The 17134-nt window shown below is 61.5% G+C and carries 13 protein-coding genes, 2 tRNA genes and 1 pseudogene; 4 read left to right on the top strand and 12 right to left on the bottom strand.

What is annotated here, in order from left to right:
• Positions 1 to 2: 2 nt before the first annotated feature.
• Entirely contained in the window at positions 3 to 1244 is a 1242-nt protein-coding gene (locus HS968_RS03705; RefSeq protein ID WP_182370201.1) for a parallel beta-helix domain-containing protein, read from the bottom strand.
• A gap of 178 nt (positions 1245 to 1422) precedes the next feature.
• Between HS968_RS03705 and HS968_RS03700 the strand changes: the two genes are divergently transcribed.
• The gene (locus tag HS968_RS03700) at positions 1423 to 2151 is read left to right on the top strand and encodes a class I SAM-dependent methyltransferase (protein ID WP_182370200.1); all 729 of its coding nucleotides are present in this window, start codon (positions 1423 to 1425) and stop codon (positions 2149 to 2151) included.
• A gap of 127 nt (positions 2152 to 2278) precedes the next feature.
• On the opposite strand, the gene HS968_RS03695 is transcribed toward HS968_RS03700, so the two are convergent.
• Complete coding sequence (locus tag HS968_RS03695) at positions 2279 to 4579, bottom strand: YgiQ family radical SAM protein (RefSeq protein WP_119691992.1); 2301 nt, start codon at positions 4577 to 4579, stop codon at positions 2279 to 2281.
• 338 nt (positions 4580 to 4917) lie between these two features.
• Here HS968_RS03695 and HS968_RS03690 point away from each other — a divergent pair, with 338 nt between their 5' ends.
• On the top strand, positions 4918 to 6774 hold the full coding sequence (locus HS968_RS03690) for a diguanylate cyclase domain-containing protein (protein WP_407681640.1): 1857 nt from the start codon (positions 4918 to 4920) through the stop codon (positions 6772 to 6774).
• Positions 6775 to 6814: 40 nt separating this feature from the next.
• On the opposite strand, the gene alr is transcribed toward HS968_RS03690, so the two are convergent.
• The 8 genes from alr to rnr form a co-directional block, all read right to left on the bottom strand.
• The gene (alr, locus tag HS968_RS03685; protein ID WP_182370192.1) at positions 6815 to 7891 is read right to left on the bottom strand and encodes an alanine racemase; all 1077 of its coding nucleotides are present in this window, start codon (positions 7889 to 7891) and stop codon (positions 6815 to 6817) included.
• Between the two features lie 176 nt (positions 7892 to 8067).
• A complete protein-coding gene (gene dnaB, locus HS968_RS03680) occupies positions 8068 to 9462 on the bottom strand; it encodes a replicative DNA helicase (protein WP_106737280.1) in 1395 nt (464 codons plus the stop codon).
• A 118-nt stretch (positions 9463 to 9580) separates the two neighbouring features.
• Positions 9581 to 10027 carry a 50S ribosomal protein L9 gene (rplI, locus tag HS968_RS03675; protein ID WP_106737281.1) on the bottom strand — a complete coding sequence of 149 codons (447 nt, stop codon included), beginning with the start codon at positions 10025 to 10027 and terminating at the stop codon, positions 9581 to 9583.
• Positions 10028 to 10048: 21 nt separating this feature from the next.
• On the bottom strand, positions 10049 to 10936 hold the full coding sequence (locus HS968_RS03670; protein WP_182370190.1) for a YybS family protein: 888 nt from the start codon (positions 10934 to 10936) through the stop codon (positions 10049 to 10051).
• A gap of 36 nt (positions 10937 to 10972) precedes the next feature.
• Entirely contained in the window at positions 10973 to 11203 is a 231-nt protein-coding gene (gene rpsR, locus HS968_RS03665; protein ID WP_003246847.1) for a 30S ribosomal protein S18, read from the bottom strand.
• Between the two features lie 28 nt (positions 11204 to 11231).
• Positions 11232 to 11654: a 30S ribosomal protein S6 gene (gene rpsF, locus HS968_RS03660; RefSeq protein WP_003246846.1), complete on the bottom strand. Its 423-nt coding sequence runs from the start codon at positions 11652 to 11654 to the stop codon at positions 11232 to 11234.
• Positions 11655 to 12005: 351 nt separating this feature from the next.
• On the bottom strand, positions 12006 to 12758 hold the full coding sequence (gene rlmB / locus HS968_RS03655; RefSeq protein WP_106737283.1) for a 23S rRNA (guanosine(2251)-2'-O)-methyltransferase RlmB: 753 nt from the start codon (positions 12756 to 12758) through the stop codon (positions 12006 to 12008).
• Positions 12755 to 15250 (bottom strand): ribonuclease R, encoded by a 2496-nt coding sequence (rnr, locus tag HS968_RS03650; protein WP_179623760.1) that lies wholly within the window; start codon positions 15248 to 15250, stop codon positions 12755 to 12757. Before rnr ends, rlmB begins: the two co-directional genes overlap by 4 nt.
• Before the next feature lie 207 nt (positions 15251 to 15457).
• On the opposite strand from rnr, the gene HS968_RS03645 reads away from it, so the two are divergent.
• Positions 15458 to 15544 (top strand) — tRNA-Leu (locus tag HS968_RS03645).
• An 83-nt stretch (positions 15545 to 15627) separates the two neighbouring features.
• Positions 15628 to 15714 (top strand) — tRNA-Leu (locus HS968_RS03640).
• Positions 15715 to 15822: 108 nt separating this feature from the next.
• On the opposite strand, the gene HS968_RS26590 is transcribed toward HS968_RS03640, so the two are convergent.
• On the bottom strand, positions 15823 to 16527 hold the full coding sequence (locus tag HS968_RS26590; RefSeq protein ID WP_407681650.1) for a methyl-accepting chemotaxis protein: 705 nt from the start codon (positions 16525 to 16527) through the stop codon (positions 15823 to 15825).
• Between the two features lie 201 nt (positions 16528 to 16728).
• Positions 16729 to 16848 (bottom strand): annotated as a pseudogene (locus HS968_RS26585) (hypothetical protein); the annotation flags it as partial.
• Positions 16849 to 17134: the final 286 nt, after the last annotated feature.

Genomic DNA, 17134 nt, shown 5'->3' with positions numbered 1-17134 from the left:
GCTCACTCACCGGCCTCGGCCAGAGCTGCACGCAGCTCGACGGCAGGAAGGCGGGGCAACTCGCAGCGATGGGGCTCGATGTCGGTGCTGATGTTCTTGTAGCCGCCTGGCCCATCGACGTTGACGATACCCGCCTCGCCATTGTCGATGCAGATGGCCAGTTCCACCGGCAGTTTGCCGTCGACCAGTTTTTCAGGGTTCACGTAGCCATCCCAAAGGATATCAGGCAGGCGCCCATTGAGCCCGAACTTGGCCAGCCTCAGTGCCTTGAGTTCGAGGTTGTCAGGGCTGTCACCGCCCGGGCCGAAACGATTGCCATGGATATGAATGGCTTCCGGGTAGGGATCGAAATCATCGGTCGTGGAAAGATCGGTATAACCGGTGCTGAAGTAACTGCTGACGATGACGTTGGCAGTGCGGTGGTCGCCAATATCGTTGTCGAAGATTTCCACCTTGTCGTTGGAGTTGATCAGTACTCCAGAGCCCGCTGGCACACTGGCGACCGGCGTGCCCTTGTGACCGAAGTTCTTGTGGTTGTTGCCCTCGACCTTGTTGCGGTAAACGCGCGTGGTGTGTCCTGGCTGCGGCAGGTTGGGCATGTTGAATACCAGAATGCCGCCGGTATTCCCGGTGGCTACGTTGTCGTAAACATCGGCACCGATGGTGTTCTCGATCTCGAAACCGGCGACGTTGCGCTCGGCGCGGCTGTTGCGCACCACCACGTTGCGCGATTGGCCCACATAGATGCCAGCATCCGAGGCAGCGATGGCCACCACGCCGTCGATCAGCACGTTCTCGGTCTGCACCGGGTAGATGCCATAGGCACCATTCTCGGTAGCCGGGCCATTCGTCCACTCGGTGCGTACGCGGCGAATGATGATGTTCTGACCGCCCACGACCTTGAGCGCATCACCCTTGGTGTCCTCCAGCGCCAGATCCTCGATGGTGAAGTCGGAAGCGTTCACCAGCAACCCTTCGGCACCTGACTTCTGCCCTTTGAAATTGAGGACGGTCTGATCCATGCCGGCCCCGCGCAACGTCACCCCACTGACCTTGAGGCTGAGGCTACGGTCGAGCTGCCAGGTACCAGCGGGAATCTCGATCACCTCACCCGGCTTGGCCTTGATCAACTGCGTCTGCAGTTGCTTTTGAAAGTCGAGACTGGCCACTGGCGGCGCTTCGCTCTCCCCGCATGCAGTCAGCAATAAGGACAGAGCAATGGCAGAGGGAGCAGCAAGGCGCATGGTAGGACTCCGATGTTGTTTTTATATTTTGGAACTATAGTACCAACATCAAAACAAACCAAGCCAGCCATGCATCACAAGCCGAACCATGAACCAGGCGAGACGCTTGCAGCCCTTACCGGGAAACAACAGACTACGGCCGCCATATCTTCCTTCCACAGCCCAAGGACAGGCCGCCATGCACACCCTCGAACGCATCTATCCGTTGAAGATGGATGAGCGCCTGGCCGCTGACCAGGCCACTCTCGACTTGCACATGCAGCGCTACGAGTTCGCCAGCGACTCGCTAGCAGGCTCGCGCGTGCTCGACATGGCGTGTGGCTGTGGTTACGGCAGTGCGTTGCTGGCCGAGCGTCATCCGGACAAGCAGATCACCGGTATCGACATTGATCCGGAAGCCATCGCCTACGCTCAGGCCCACTATCAGCGGCCGAATCTGCGTTATCAGTGCGCCAATGCCGAAACCTTCGCCGCCAGCGAAGGCTTCGACAGCATCGTCAGCCTGGAAACCATCGAGCACCTGCCAGACCCAGTGCGCCTAATAGAAAACCTCACACGACTGCTGGCCCAGGGTGGCCGCATCATTGCCTCGGTGCCAACCACCCCAACGCTCGACGGCAACCCGCACCATCTCCATGACTTCAGCCCAGCCAGCTTCGCCCGCCTGTTCCGCCGCCATGGCTTGCGCCCGCATGAGCGCTTCGAACAGATCCAACGCTGGGAGTTTTCGGGGCTGTTCAAGAAGCCAGAGAAAAAAGAGGCCCGCCAGCACCGCTCGGAAGGCGTCGGCAACGCCGTGCTGGCGTACTACCGCAGCCACCCGCTGTACCTGTTCAGGCGTTTGTGGTCGATCCTGCGCTACGGCCCCAGCAACCGCTACCTGACCTGCCGTTTCAGCGCGGACTGAAGCTGTCGCACCTCACGATGACAATGGTGAACGGTGGGCTGAAGCCCGCCCTACCGAGTGCAGGCCAGGGCTTCTGAAACGAAAACGCCAGCGTGGTGCTGGCGTTCTCGTGAGCGCTGTCGATGATTCAGCGCGGTACTGCTGGCTTCTTCGACGGTTTCTTGCCTTTGCCTTTACCCGCGCCGGCACGCTCACGCGCAGCCTGTTGATTACGCGCCTCGGCCGCCGCCTTGGCCTGCTCACGCTTGTCCCAGGGCTTGCTGCCATCACTGCCACGTGGCGGTAGCCCCGTGTGCTGCGTGAGAATCTTGCCCGCATTACCAGCCTTCTTGCTGCCGACTGGCGTGGAGTTCTTGCGCCGCGCACTCTGGTAACCATCATCAGCAGCCGGCTGATTGGCCGGGATCAGTTGATGCTTGGCCGGGCCGATCAGATCGCTACGGCCCATGCGCTCCAGCGCCTCACGCAACAGCGGCCAGCCTTTCGGATCGTGATAGCGCAGAAACGCCTTGTGCAGGCGACGCTGCTGTTCGCTCTTGACGATCTCGACACCGTCGCTCTTGTAGGTCACCTTGCGCAGCGGATTCTTGCCCGAGTGGTACATGGCGGTCGCCGTAGCCATCGGCGACGGATAGAAGGCCTGAACCTGATCAGCCCGGAAGCCATTGCGCTTGAGCCACAGGGCAAGGTTCATCATGTCCTCGTCCGTTGTCCCCGGATGCGCGGCGATGAAGTACGGGATCAGGTACTGCTCCTTGCCCGCCTCTTTCGAGAACTTCTCGAACATCTGCTTGAAGCGGTCATAGCTGCCGATCCCCGGCTTCATCATCTTGTCCAGCGGGCCACGCTCGGTGTGTTCCGGGGCAATCTTCAGGTAGCCACCGACGTGGTGGGTGACCAGCTCCTTGACGTACTCCGGCGACTCGACAGCCAGGTCGTAGCGCAGCCCCGAGGCGATCAGGATCTTCTTCACTCCCGGCAGCGCACGCGCCTTGCGATACAGCTCGATCAGCGAGCTGTGATCGGTGTTGAGGTTCTCGCAAATACCGGGGAACACGCAGGACGGCTTGCGGCAATGGCGCTCGATCTCCGGATCCTTGCAGGCGATGCGGTACATGTTGGCGGTCGGCCCGCCAAGATCGGAGACCACGCCGGTGAAGCCCGGCACCTTGTCGCGCATCTCCTCGATCTCGCGGATGATCGACTCGTGCGAGCGGTTCTGGATGATGCGCCCCTCGTGCTCGGTGATCGAGCAGAAGGTGCAGCCACCGAAGCAGCCACGCATGATGTTCACCGAGAAGCGAATCATCTCGTAGGCCGGAATCTTCTCCTTGCCATACGCCGGGTGCGGCACACGCGCATAGGGCATGCCGAACACGTAGTCCATTTCCTCGGTGGTCATCGGAATGGGTGGCGGGTTGAACCACACATCCACCTCGCCATGCTTCTGCACCAACGCGCGGGCGTTGCCCGGGTTGGTTTCCAGGTGCAGCACGCGGTTGGCGTGGGCATAGAGCACCGGGTCGTTGCGTACCTTCTCGAACGACGGCAGGCGGATCACCGTCTTGTCGCGGGTCATGCGCGGGCTGTCGAGAATCTGCACGACCTTGGCTTCGTTGGGGTCTTCGACCTCGCCTTTGGCCTGCTCGATGGCACAGGCTTCGGTGTCCTGCGTGTTGACGTAGGGGTTGATGATCTTGTCGACGCGGCCCGGACGGTCGATACGGGTGGAATCGACCTCGAACCAGCCTTCCGGGGTGTCACGGCGAATGAAAGCCGTGCCACGCACATCGCTGATCGCCTCGACACGCTCACCACGCGACAGACGCTGGGCGATCTCCACTACGGCGCGCTCGGCATTGCCGTAGAGCAGGATGTCAGCAGTGGCATCCATCAGGATCGAGCGGCGTACCTTGTCCTGCCAGTAGTCGTAGTGGGCGATGCGGCGCAGCGAGGCCTCGATACCGCCGAGCACCACCGGCACGTGGCTGTAGGCCTCCTTGCAGCGCTGGCTGTAAACCAGGCTGGCGCGATCCGGACGCTTGCCGGCCAGGCCACCGGGCGTATAGGCATCGTCGGAGCGGATCTTCTTGTCCGCGGTGTAGCGGTTGATCATCGAGTCCATGTTGCCCGCCGCCACGCCGAAGAACAGATTCGGCTCGCCAAGCTTCATGAAGTCGTCCTTCGAACGCCAATCAGGCTGAGCGATGATACCCACGCGGAAGCCCTGAGCTTCGAGCAGGCGGCCGATAATGGCCATGCCGAACGAAGGATGATCGACGTAGGCATCACCGGTCACGATGATGATGTCGCAGCTGTCCCAGCCGAGCTGATCCATCTCTTCCCGACTCATCGGCAGGAAGGGCGCAGGCCCGAAACACTCGGCCCAGTATTTGGGATAGTCGAACAGCGGCTTGGCGGCTTGCATATTTTTTGATCAGTAGGCGGTCACGAGGGGCGCGGACTATAGCACAAATTTTGACCAAACCAGACTACTGCGCTGGGGTTTAAAGCCTCCACCGCCTGCATCATGCATCCTGCCAAACCGCTCAAAAATGCACCTTTCCACATCCAGCGCAATCGGCTTCGAAACCGAATGAAACAGGAGAAAAAAACCGCCATTTACTCGCACTAGCCATGAGCCATATTTGTTTTAGATCAATAACAAAGCTGTGCATATACTCAATCACTCGAACACTGCATTTCTGGATGCCTATGCTGCAGCGCCTCGTCTTATCGATCCTACTTCTGCTGGGGCCATGCGCCATGAGCCTGGCTGCAGCACCATTCACGCTGACGCCGAGCAGCAGCGGCCTTGCACTGAATGGAAACATTGAGTTGCTGGAGGATACACGAGGCGAGATCAATGCGGGCAACCTGGATTCAGCCGAGATACAGGCGCGCTTTCAGCCAGCCAATGGCCGCGCCAGCGTCGGCCAGAGCCTGACGCCCTGGTGGATCAAACTCACCTTGCAGCGCGACGCCGATGCCCCCGAGCAATGGGCGCTGGAAGTGGGATCGGTCACGCAACTGGATCTGCAGTTGTATCTGCCCGACGGCCAGGGTGGCTGGCATGTACGCCAGTCCGGCGAGCGTGTCGCCTTCGCAGAAAGCCGCGACCATCCGTATCGACGCATGTTGTTCAAGCTGCCCACACTGGACGAGCAGCCATTGACCCTCTACCTGCGCGTCTTCGATCCGGCCGGCAACTCCTTTCCAATGCGCATCTGGCAGCTCGACGACCTCACCCAACTGGCCACCCACGAGAATCTCGGCCTCGGCACCATCTACGGCGTCATCCTCGCGCTGCTGTTGTACAACCTGTTCATCCTCATTTCCCTGCGTGACAAGGCCTACTTCTGGTACGTGCTCACCACCGCTTTCGCCCTGGTATTCATCATCAGCATGACCGGTCATGGTGCCCAGTACCTGTGGCCCAATGGCGCGGTGCCGCCCTGGCTCGACCGCGTCACGCTGCCTTCGCTGTGGGGGCTGTTCGCCTGCCGTTTCACCCAGACCCTGCTGCAGACTCGTGTCTACGTGCGCTGGGCGCACCACCTGCTGAGCATGGCCTGCGGCATCTACATCATCGCCATCGTTCTGAACCTGTTCGGCGAACGCTACCTCGCCGCCTGGGCCATCGCCCTGCTGTCGCTGACCAGCATCCCCGCCGCACTCGGCAGCGCATTGATCCGCTGGCGCCAGGGCTTCTTCCCTGCGCAGCTGTATCTCTACGGCTATGGCCTGGTGCTCGGCAGCGTCGGCATCCTGCTGTTACGTACCACGGGCGTATTGCAACCGGCGGAATGGAATGCCTACGTGTTCCCGCTGGCGGTGGCTGCCGAGTCGATACTCTTCTCCTTCGCCCTGGCCTATCGCATCCAGATCCTCAAGCAGGAACGCGCGGTGGCCTTGCAGCAGGCCGACCGCGAGAAAACCGCACGTCTGGCACAGCTGCAGGCCAGTGCAGACGAACTGCAGGCTGCCGTGACCGCCCGCACCGCAGAACTGGCCGCCACCAATGACCAGCTTCGCGAGCGCGAGCGCGAGCTCAGGCACGCCGCCTTCCACGACCTGCTGACCGAGCTGCCCAACCGCCGCTATCTGGTCGAACGCTGCGAGTCGGCTCTGGCCCATGCGCAGCGGCACAATGAAAGCGTGGCGCTGATGCTGATCGACCTGGATCACTTCAAACCGATCAATGACCGCTTCGGCCACGCGGCAGGCGACCTGATGCTGCAGGTGATCGCCAAACGCCTGCGCGAACATGTCCGCGCGGGGGATGCAGTGGCACGCTTGGGTGGTGATGAGTTCGCCGCACTGATCTGCGGCAGCGATGCCGAAAGCCAGGCCCGCGAGATTGCCGCACGCCTGCTGGCCGAGCTGTCGGAACCCGTGCACTACGGCGCCGAACGCCTGCGGGTGACCATCAGCATCGGCGTCGCGCTCTATCCATCCCACGCGAACAATTTCACCGGCCTGTACAAGATCGCCGATCAGGCGCTCTACCGCGTCAAGGAACTGGGCCGCTCAGGTGCACGCGTGCACGGCGACGATGGTGAGCTGAGCGAACAGGCCTGCCTGCAACTCGATGTGCTGAAAGTGCCGAGCGGACTGGTCTAGTTCCGCTGGGCGGGTCGCACCCGCCCTATCAGAGCGCCCACTAGCCGATATAACGACGAGGCACACGGGCGGTGACCTTGGTCAGCAGCTCGTAGCCGATGGTGCCGCAAGCGGCCGCCACCTCATCCACCGGTAGGCTCGCCCCCCATAGTTCCACCGACGAATCGATATCGGCCTCCGGCAAGTCGGTGATATCGATTGCCAGCATGTCCATCGATACCCGGCCAACCAGCGCTGCACGCTGGCCCGACACCAGCACCGGCGTACCGCTCGGGGCGTGGCGCGGGTAGCCGTCGGCGTAGCCACAACTGACCGTGGCAATTCGCGATGGGCGCTCGGCCACCCAGGTCGCGCCATAACCGACGCTGTCGCCTACCGCGACTTCGCGCACGGCGATCACCCTTGCTGCCAGGGTCATCGCTGGTTTCAGACCGAGCGCAGAGACGCCAAGGTCGGCAAAAGGCGTGGCGCCGTAAAGCATGATGCCGGGACGCAACCAATCCATATGCGCAGCAGGGATAGTGAGCACGGCTGCCGAATTGGCCAGTGAGCGGTGATCGAAATCGAGATCCAGCACATCGAGAAAGCGCTCGACCTGCTGCTCGGTCAATGGGTGGCTGCGCTCGTCGGCACAGGCGAAGTGGCTGATCAGATTGAGCTCGGCCACCTGCGCAGCGCCTTGCAGGTGCGCATGCCACTGACGCAAATCGGCAGCATCGAAACCCAGGCGATGCATCCCTGAGTCCAGCTTGAGCCAGACGTTGAGCGGTCGCGACAGCTCGCTGACAAGCAGCGCCGCTGCCTGCACTGCACTCTGCACCACCACGTCCAGACCGAGCTGGGCGGCGATGGCATATTCACCGGCCTCGAAGCAGCCTTCGAGCAGCAGGATGCGCGCTTCGCCATGCATCGCACGCACCTCTGCCGCCTCCTCCAGGCTGGCTACGGCGAAACCGTCAGCCACCTCATGCAGCGCCGTGACCACCTCACGCACACCATGCCCATAGGCGTTGGCCTTGACCACGGCGAACGCCTGGCGTCCTGGCGCGCAGCGCTTGGCGACAGCGTAATTGTGGGCGATGGCGGAAAGGTCGACGATGGCGGCAAGCGGACGCATGACTGAAGGCCTGAACGAAAAACGGGCGCCCATCTTAACCGCTGGACGCCCGTTTTCATTGATCTGTGCCACGCCCTCATGGCTGCGAAAACCATCGCAGGGAGGGCAGGACGCACGGAGCACACAGCCAGCGAAGGGGCCATGTGCTCGTGAGAGTGGCTACAGGAGGTCTGGATCTATTCGTCGTCGAACTGATAACTGCCCGGCGCCAGGTTCTCGAAGCGTGAGTACTTGCCGAGGAAAGCCAGACGCGCCGTACCCAACGGACCGTTACGCTGCTTGCCGATGATGATTTCCGCCACCCCCTTGTACTCGGTCTCAGGGTGGTACACCTCGTCGCGGTACACGAACAGGATGATGTCGGCGTCCTGCTCGATCGCACCGGATTCACGCAAGTCGGAGTTGATCGGGCGCTTGTTGGGACGCTGCTCCAGACCCCGGTTGAGCTGCGACAGGGCGATGACCGGACAGTTGAATTCCTTGGCCAGACCTTTGAGCGAGCGCGAAATCTCGGAGATTTCGTTGACCCGGCTGTCGCCACTGGAACCCGGAATCTGCATCAGCTGCAGGTAGTCGACCATGATCAGGCCGATCTCGCCATGCTCACGGGCCAGCCGGCGGGTACGCGCACGCATCTCGCTCGGGGAAATACCGGCGGTATCGTCGATGAACAGCTTGCGGTCGTTGAGCAGGTTGACCGCGCTGGTCAGCCGCGGCCAATCGTCGTCATCCAGTTGGCCGGCACGCACCTTGGTCTGGTCGATACGCCCCAGCGAGGCGAGCATACGGATGACGATGGACTCCGAAGGCATCTCCAGGGAGTACACCAGGATCGCCTTGTCGCTGCGCATCAGCGCGTTTTCCACCAGGTTCATGGCGAAGGTGGTCTTACCCATCGACGGACGGCCAGCGACGATGATCATATCGGCCGGTTGCAGGCCGCTGGTCAGGTTGTCCAGGTCGTCGAAGCCGGTAGACAAACCGGTAATCGCATCGCCGTTGTTGAACAGTGTGTCGATACGGTCGATGGCCTTGACCAGAATGTCATTGATGCCCACCGGGCCACCGGTTTTCGGTCGATCTTCAGCGATCTGGAAGATCAAGCGTTCGGCTTCGTCGAGAATCTCCTCGCCGGTACGGCCTTCCGGGGCGTAGGCACTGTCGGCGATCTCATTGCTGATACCGATCAGCTTTCGCAAGGTGGCGCGCTCGCGAATGATCTGCGCATAGGCCTTGATGTTGGCTACCGACGGTGTGTTCTTGGCCAGCTCGGCGAGATAAGCCAGGCCGCCGACCTGCGACAACTGTCCTTCCTTGTCCAACTGCTCGGACAGGGTCACCACGTCGAACGGTTCATTACGCTCGGCCAGCTTGAAAATGGCGCGAAAGATCAGCCGATGGTCGTGACGATAGAAGTCGACGTCGGATACCCCATCGAGCACGCGCTCCCAGGCGTTGTTGTCGAGCATCAGGCCACCCAACACCGCCTGTTCCGCCTCGATGGAGTGCGGAGGCACTTTCAGGGCAGCAGTCTGCAGGTCGTATTGCTCGGGAATGGTGATGTCGTTCATAGGCTCGGGAAAAAAATGCTGCGATAGAAAAACAAAGGGCACGGATCGCAAGAGCGATACCGTGCCCGATTGTCAGCAGACCTGCACCGGAGTGCAAGCCCGCTTGGCGGCTGCTTAATTAAGCGGCAACCACGATCACCTTGACGGTGGCTTCGACGTCGGTGTGCAGGTGCACAGCTACGTCGTACTCGCCAACCTGGCGAATGGTGCCGTTCGGCAGACGCACTTCAGCCTTGGCCACTTCAACGCCGGAGGCGGTCAGGGCGTCAGCGATGTCGTGGGTGCCGATGGAACCGAACAGCTTGCCTTCATCGCCAGCGGTGGCGGTGATGGTGACTTCCAGCTCAGCCAGCTGAGCAGCACGAGATTCAGCGGAAGCTTTCTTCTCGGCAGCGGCTTTTTCCAGCTCGGCGCGACGTGCTTCGAAAGCAGCGACGTTGGCTTCGGTGGCAGCGGTAGCTTTGCCTTGCGGCAGCAGGAAGTTACGGCCGTAACCAGCCTTAACGTTCACTTTGTCGCCCAGGTTGCCCAGATTGGCGATTTTTTCCAGCAGGATGACTTCCATTTGGGTCTTACCTCTTAACTTTTAACCTTCACCGTTCGTGGGGCCACTCTTGCGAGCGAGGCGACCACGAAAATCAAACAGACTGTCGACAAGGGCCAGGACAACCAGCAGCGGATAGATCAGGTGCATTACCACCAGCAGCGTCACGTACAGCCCGACCAGCCAGAAGCGGCCGAGCCCACCCTTTTCCACCAGGCCGTGCACCAGGGCGACCCCAGCGACCAGCAACGGCACACTGCACAGCGGCGTCAGCATGCCCATTTCCGGCCCCAGATTAGGGCCGATCAGCATGCCCGCCAGCAGTAACAGCGCCTGCGGCAGAGACAGTCTCAGGGCACGAAACTCACGCCCGAAACCACCCGGGTTGTACAACGCTGCCTGCCAGTAACGCCCAAGGATCAGGCTCAGCAGGCTGACGACCTGCAGCAAGGACGCCATCAGTCCGATCAGCACCGGTGTAATCAGGCCCTCGAGGCGCGCGCGTTCGTCCACCGACATCTGTTGGTGAACCCCGTCGAGCATGGTCGGCAGGAGCTTCTTCAGCTCACCGGCCATGGCCTCGATGGGTTCGCGGAAAACCGCCCCAAGAATCAGCCCATACACCAGGCCCAGCACCACACTGCACAGCAGTATGCGGTTCCACGACCAGCCAGCGCGCAAAAACAACGCCAGCCCCAGCGCACCACCAAGCACCAGCAAGGTGCGGGGTTCGCCGAAATACCACCAGACAAGCGCCGGTAGCATGGCCCACGCCAGGATGCCGATGGCATCGTTGGCTCCGCGCCGCAGCAGCACCAGGCTCCCGGCGGCGGCACTCAACCAGAACAACAGCGGCATCGCTGCCGACCCGACCACCACGAGGGTGGCCTGCATACGGCCGCGCATGATGTATTCAGCAAGGGCGCGCATGCGATCTATTCCTTAACTCTTGTCGACCGTCCGGTCTCAGCGGCCGTGGCTGTCGGTGTAGGGCAGCAGGGCCAGGAAGCGGGCGCGCTTGATAGCGGTGGCCAGCTGACGCTGATAACGAGCCTTGGTACCGGTGATACGGCTAGGAACGATTTTGCCGGTTTCCGAGATGTAGGCTTTCAGAGTGTTGAGATCTTTGAAATCGATCTCTTTCACGTCTTCAGCGGTGAAGCGGCAGAATTTACGACGACGGAAGAAACGTGCCATGTGATTGGCTCCTCAATAGATCCGTGGATTACTCGTCAGCGTTGTCGCTGTCGTTGCTGTCGCTGTCATCGCCGTCGTTGGACTCGGCGTTTTCAGGACGTTCACGACGCTCGCGGCGCTCACTGCGGTTTTCTTCGGCCTTCAGCATCTCGGACTGGCCAGTGACGGCCTCGTCGCGACGGATGACCAGGTTACGGATCACGGCGTCGTTGTAGCGGAAGTTGTCTTCCAGCTCGGCCAGGGCCTTGCCGGTGCACTCTACGTTGAGCATCACGTAGTGGGCTTTGTGGACGTTGTTGATGGCGTAAGCCAGCTGACGACGGCCCCAGTCTTCCAGGCGGTGGATTTTGCCACCGTCTTCTTCGATCAGCTTGGTGTAACGCTCGACCATGCCGCCGACTTGCTCGCTCTGATCCGGGTGAACCAGAAAGATGATTTCGTAATGACGCATAAATGCTCCTTACGGGTTGTAGCCTGCCAACAAAGGTGGTCAGGCAAGGAGTGGGTTTTCTCGTGATGAGCTTGCTGGACGGTGGGCGCGAAAAGGCCTGCCGTCACGGCAAGGGGCGCCATTCTAGAGAAGCCCCTCGCCGCACGCAAGGCGGATTGGCGATTATTTGAACAACAGCTGGAGGCTAAAACGTAGGGCGAACTCAGGAGCGAAGCGAACAGTCCGCCAATCATAGCCTGCAGCCCGCAAGGCGTACTGCTTCGCGAGTACGCCCTACCACACTGCATGGATGCAGTAGGTAGAGCGACGCAGGATGCCAAAGCCGAGTACGCCCTACCGTAGCGCTTTGCCCTATGCCTTGCGCTTGGCCTGACGCTGACGCACTGCCTCGAACAGACAGACGCCGGTGGCGACCGAGACGTTGAGGCTGCTGACACTGCCAGCCATTGGCAGCTTGACCAGATAGTCGCAGTGCTCGCGAGTCAGGCGACGCATGCCTTTGCCCTCGGCGCCCATGATCAGCACCGTTGGCCCGGTCATGTCCTGCTGATAGACCTCCTGCTCGGCCTCGCCGGCCGTACCGACCACCCACAAGCCGCGCTGCTGCAACTTCTCCAGACTGCGCGCCAGGTTGGTCACCGCCACCAGCGGAATCACCTCGGCAGCGCCGCAGGCCACCTTGCGTACCGTGGCGTTGAGGGTTGCCGATTTGTCCTTGGGTACGATTACCGCCAGCGCACCGGCGGCATCCGCCGTACGCAGGCAGGCCCCCAGGTTGTGCGGATCGGTCACGCCATCGAGTACCAGCAGCAAAGGCGGGCCTTCGCAGCGATCGAGCAACTCCTCGAGCATCGCTTCGCCCCAGACCTGGCTGGGGCTGACATCGGCAACCACACCCTGGTGCACGCCCTCGACCCAGGCATCCATCTCACGGCGCTCGCACTGCCCCACTTTCACGCGAGACTGCGCAGCCAGCTCCAGCAAGGGTTGCACCCGGGGATCGCTACGGCCATCAGCCAGCCAGACCTGCTTCACCCGCTTGGGGTGATGACGCAGCAAGGCTTCTACGGCATGTACGCCGTAGATCTTTTCCAGATCACTCATGACTTGGCCTTACGCTTGCGCGGTTTGCCTGCAGGTGGCGGGGCACTGTCGCCACGCCCGGAGCCTTTGCGCGAACCACCGGCAGGTTTGCTCGCCGACTTGCCACTCGCACCCTTGCCAGCCTTGGCGCCGGCCAGGAGCGCCTTCTTCACGTCTCGGCTCTTCTGCACGTCGGTATTGCCCATGCTCGGCGCCTTGCCAGCGCGCCCGCTACGACCAACGGCCTCACGCTCAGCGGCCTGGGACAGCTCGAATTCGATCTTGCGCTCGTCGAGATCGACGCGCATGACCTTGACCTCGACGCTATCGCCCAGACGGAAGCTGCGCCCACTGCGCTCGCCGGACAGACGATGATGCACGGGGTCGAAGTGGTAGTAATCCGCCGGCAGCGCGGTGACATGCACCAGGCCTTCGACATAGATATCGCGCAGCTCGACGAAGATACCGAAGCCGGTCACGGCGGTGATCACCCCGGCGAAGGTCTCGCCGACACGATCTTGCATGAACTCGCACTTGAGCCAGTTGACCACGTCGCGCGTGGCCTCGTCGGCACGTCGCTCGGTCATCGAGCACTGCTCGCCGAGTTTTTCCAGCGCGGCTTCGTCATAAGGATAAATACGTGCACGCGGCATGATCGTCGCACCGGCACGGCGCACGTGCGGTGTATCGGCCTTGGAGCGGATCACGCTGCGAATCGCACGGTGCACCAGCAGATCCGGATAACGACGAATCGGCGAGGTGAAGTGGGTGTACGCCTCGTAGTTCAGGCCGAAGTGGCCGTTGTTATCGGAGCTGTAAACCGCCTGACTGAGCGAGCGCAGCATCACGGTCTGGATCAGGTGGTAATCCGGACGCTCACGGATGCTCTCCAACAGTTTCTGGTAGTCCTTGGGCGACGGGCCGTCCTTGGACTTGCCACGCTGCAACGACAGACCGAGCTCGCCGAGGAAGGCCTTGAGCTTCTCCAGACGCTCCTGCGGCGGGCCGTCGTGCACACGATAGAGCGAGGGGATTTCATGCTTCTGCATGAACTGCGCGGTGGCCACGTTGGCAGCCAGCATGCATTCCTCGATCAGTTTGTGCGCGTCGTTGCGCTGGGTCGGACGAATTTCGTCGATCTTGCGATCCGAGCCGAAGACTATACGCGTCTCCTGAGTTTCGAAATCGATGGCGCCACGCTCGTGACGAGCGGCCAGCAGCACCTGATACAGCGCATAGAGCTGCTTGAGGTGCGGCAGGATTTCCTTGTACTCGCTGCGCAGGGCCTTGCCTTCGGCACCCTTCGGATCTTCCAGCATGTAGCTGACCTTGTTGTAGGTCAGGCGTGCATGGGAATGGATCACCGCTTCATAGAACTGGTAGTCGACCAGTTGCCCGCTCTTGGACATGCTCATTTCGCAGACCATCGCCAAGCGATCGACATGCGGATTGAGCGAGCACAGGCCGTTGGACAGCTCCTCCGGCAACATCGGCACCACCCGCTCGGGGAAGTACACCGAGTTGCCGCGCTCGGTGGCTTCGGCGTCCAGCGCCGAGCCGACCTTGACGTAGTGCGACACATCAGCGATCGCCACGTAGAGCTTCCAGCCGCCGGAGAACAGCTTCCAGCGACTGCTGTTCTTCTCGCAGTAAACGGCGTCATCGAAGTCGCGCGCGTCTTCACCGTCGATGGTGACGAACGGCAGATGGCGCAGATCGATGCGCTTCTCCTTGTCCTTCTCTTCCACCTCGGGCTTGAGCTTGCGAGCTTCCTTGATCACCGCCTCGGGCCAGACATGCGGAATATCGTAGCTGCGCAGGGCAACGTCGATTTCCATGCCCGGCGCCATGTAGTTGCCGATCACCTCGACGATGTCACCCTGCGGCTGGAAGCGCGAAGTGGGCCAGTGGGTAATCTTGATCTCGACGAACTGGCCAACGCGGGCGTTCTTGGTACGGCCCGGGGTGACCAGCACTTCCTGCTGGATCTTCGGGTTGTCGGCGACCACGAAACCGATGCCGTTCTCTTCGTAGTAACGGCCAACGATGCTCTCATGGGCGCGCTCGATTACCTCGACGATGCCGCCTTCGCGGCGACCACGGCGATCGAAACCGGCAACCCGCACCAATGCGCGATCACGGTCGAACACCAGGCGCATCTGCGCTGGGCTGAGGAACAGGTCGTCACTGCCGTCATCGGGCACGAGGAAGCCAAAGCCATCGCGGTGACCGCTGATGCGACCGCAGATCAGATCGAGCTTGTCCACCGGCGCATATGTCCCACGGCGGGTATAGATGAGCTGGCCGTCGCGCTCCATGGCGCGCAGACGGCGGCGCAAGGCCTCCAGCTGATCTTCGGTATGCAGGCCGAACTCTTCGACCAGTTGTTCACGACTGGCTGGCGCACCGCGCTCGGCCAGGTGCGAAAGAATCAGCTCACGGCTGGGGATGGGATTTTCGTATTTTTCCGCCTCGCGGGCGGCCTCGGGATCGAGGGATTGCCAATCGGCCATGTAGGAAGGATTACCTATGCTTATGTATAGAGGTGTATGCCATTTGCCTATTGAAGCGCGAAAACGACTTTCGCGGCAGCTTTTCCGGCGACAATAATTTTTTCAGGGTCAGGGGTTTACAAGGTAAATGCCCGCCCGTATAGTTCGCGCCCACAGCGTCGAGCAGACGTTGTAACACGAAGCAGATGAGGAATCATCGGTTTCAGTGCCCAGGTGGCGGAATTGGTAGACGCGCTGGTTTCAGGTATCAGTGACTTAACGGTCGTGGAAGTTCGAGTCTTCTCCTGGGCACCAAATTTCGTGAAGCAGCTTGATAACCTGCTTTGCAAATAACGGATGCAACGCTCCGTGTCGGTAACGACGAACATTGCTGCAGTGCCCAGGTGGCGGAATTGGTAGACGCGCTGGTTTCAGGTATCAGTGGCTTAACGGCCGTGGAAGTTCGAGTCTTCTCCTGGGCACCAAATTTCAAAAAACCGAGCTAAGGCTCGGTTTTTTATTGCCCGCAAAAAAGCACCCCACCTCGCACGCACCGCCAAGACCGCAGAGCAGCGAGGTGCGCACAGCGCACCCTACACCTTGAACTGCCCCAGACTGGCCTTGAGTTGCGCCGCCAGCTCATCGAGCGCTCGCGCGTTGCCAGCAATCGCCGCCACGGCTTCGGCAGCACGCTGCGCCTCAGCATGAATGACCTCAACCCTGCCGCGTACGGCACCAGCCCCCTCCGCCTGATGCGCTGCTGCCTGAGTGGCGGTAGTGATTGCGCCATGCACATCATCGACAGACTGCTGTACCGACTGCTGCAGGCGCGCACTGTCGCGCAGCACCTCCAACCCCTCGCTACCCTGCTCACCAGCCTGGGCGATAGCTGCCACCGCCTCACGCGCGCCACGTTGCAGAGCGGCGATATGAGTCTGAATATCACCAGTGGACTGCTGCGTCTTGCTGGCCAGAGCCCGCACCTCATCCGCCACCACAGCAAAGCCACGCCCACTCTCGCCCGCGCGCGCCGCCTCAATGGCCGCGTTGAGCGCCAGCAGGTTGGTTTGCTCGGCGATGGACTGAATCACCGTCAGCACCACTTCGATCTGCTCGCTCTGCTTGGCCAGCCGCTCGATTACCGCCGAACCGTCAGCCACGCGCGCCACCAAGCCCTCGATCAATGACGACAAGCGCTGGGCGATAGCAGCGTTCTCATGCGCGGCCTGGCGAATGCTGTCCACCCGCCGCAACGCTTCGTGCATGGCCTGGCTTTCCGCCTGCGCCTCATCGGCCATGCGCTCGAGCGCCTGCAGACTGCCCGCCACCTCGTCGCGCTGACGCCCAGCAGCCGCTTCAGCCGCTACGCCGCGCTGGGTCAGACTGCGAATCTGCTCACCGGTACGCAGCGCCACTTCTCCCGACTCACGAACGATAGGCTGCAGCTTGGCAATGAAACGGTTGACCGCATCCGCCATCTCGCCCACTTCGTCCTGGCTATCGATACTCACACGCCGGGTCAGATCGCCCTCGCCCGCCGCCAGATCGTTCAGCGCCGCGCTGAGCAGACGCAAACGGCTGAGCACCCGCCAGCCAAGCACCAGCGCCACCACGACCATGGCCAGCGCCCCGACGATCAACAAGCCCAAAGCGATGTTCCAGCGCAATGAATCCGCCGCCACCCGCACCGACTCACCACCATTGCGCGCCATTTCCTGGGTGTAACGCTCGGCCGACTGCAAACGCTCGCGCAGCGCCCGGGTAGCCTCCTCGGAAGCACCCGCCAGACTGCTATCGACCAATTCCCCCGCGCCGCCGACCAGCGCCGTGAAACGACCATCCAGCGCTGTCAGCTCCTTTTCGACCACATCCAGCGACAACCCCATCTGCACCTTGCCGATCTGT

Origin of the sequence: Pseudomonas berkeleyensis, assembly GCF_014109765.1 — a bacterium.
Lineage (GTDB): Bacteria > Pseudomonadota > Gammaproteobacteria > Pseudomonadales > Pseudomonadaceae > Aquipseudomonas > Aquipseudomonas berkeleyensis.
This window is presented reverse-complemented; position numbering and strand designations above follow the sequence as displayed.

Bases quoted from the DNA above. Each gene is read 5' to 3' on its own strand.
- HS968_RS03705 (WP_182370201.1), bottom strand. From the start codon at position 1,244: ATGCGCCTTGCTGCTCCCTCTGCCATTGCTCTGTCCTTATTGCTGACT.
- HS968_RS03700 (WP_182370200.1), top strand. From the start codon at position 1,423: ATGCACACCCTCGAACGCATCTATCCGTTGAAGATGGATGAGCGCCTG.
- HS968_RS03695 (WP_119691992.1), bottom strand. From the start codon at position 4,579: ATGCAAGCCGCCAAGCCGCTGTTCGACTATCCCAAATACTGGGCCGAG.
- HS968_RS03690 (WP_407681640.1), top strand. From the start codon at position 4,918: ATGAGCCTGGCTGCAGCACCATTCACGCTGACGCCGAGCAGCAGCGGC.
- alr (WP_182370192.1), bottom strand. From the start codon at position 7,891: ATGCGTCCGCTTGCCGCCATCGTCGACCTTTCCGCCATCGCCCACAAT.
- dnaB (WP_106737280.1), bottom strand. From the start codon at position 9,462: ATGAACGACATCACCATTCCCGAGCAATACGACCTGCAGACTGCTGCC.
- rplI (WP_106737281.1), bottom strand. From the start codon at position 10,027: ATGGAAGTCATCCTGCTGGAAAAAATCGCCAATCTGGGCAACCTGGGC.
- HS968_RS03670 (WP_182370190.1), bottom strand. From the start codon at position 10,936: ATGCGCGCCCTTGCTGAATACATCATGCGCGGCCGTATGCAGGCCACC.
- rpsR (WP_003246847.1), bottom strand. From the start codon at position 11,203: ATGGCACGTTTCTTCCGTCGTCGTAAATTCTGCCGCTTCACCGCTGAA.
- rpsF (WP_003246846.1), bottom strand. From the start codon at position 11,654: ATGCGTCATTACGAAATCATCTTTCTGGTTCACCCGGATCAGAGCGAG.
- rlmB (WP_106737283.1), bottom strand. From the start codon at position 12,758: ATGAGTGATCTGGAAAAGATCTACGGCGTACATGCCGTAGAAGCCTTG.
- rnr (WP_179623760.1), bottom strand. From the start codon at position 15,250: ATGGCCGATTGGCAATCCCTCGATCCCGAGGCCGCCCGCGAGGCGGAA.
- HS968_RS26590 (WP_407681650.1), bottom strand. From the start codon at position 16,527: ATGGCCGATGAGGCGCAGGCGGAAAGCCAGGCCATGCACGAAGCGTTG.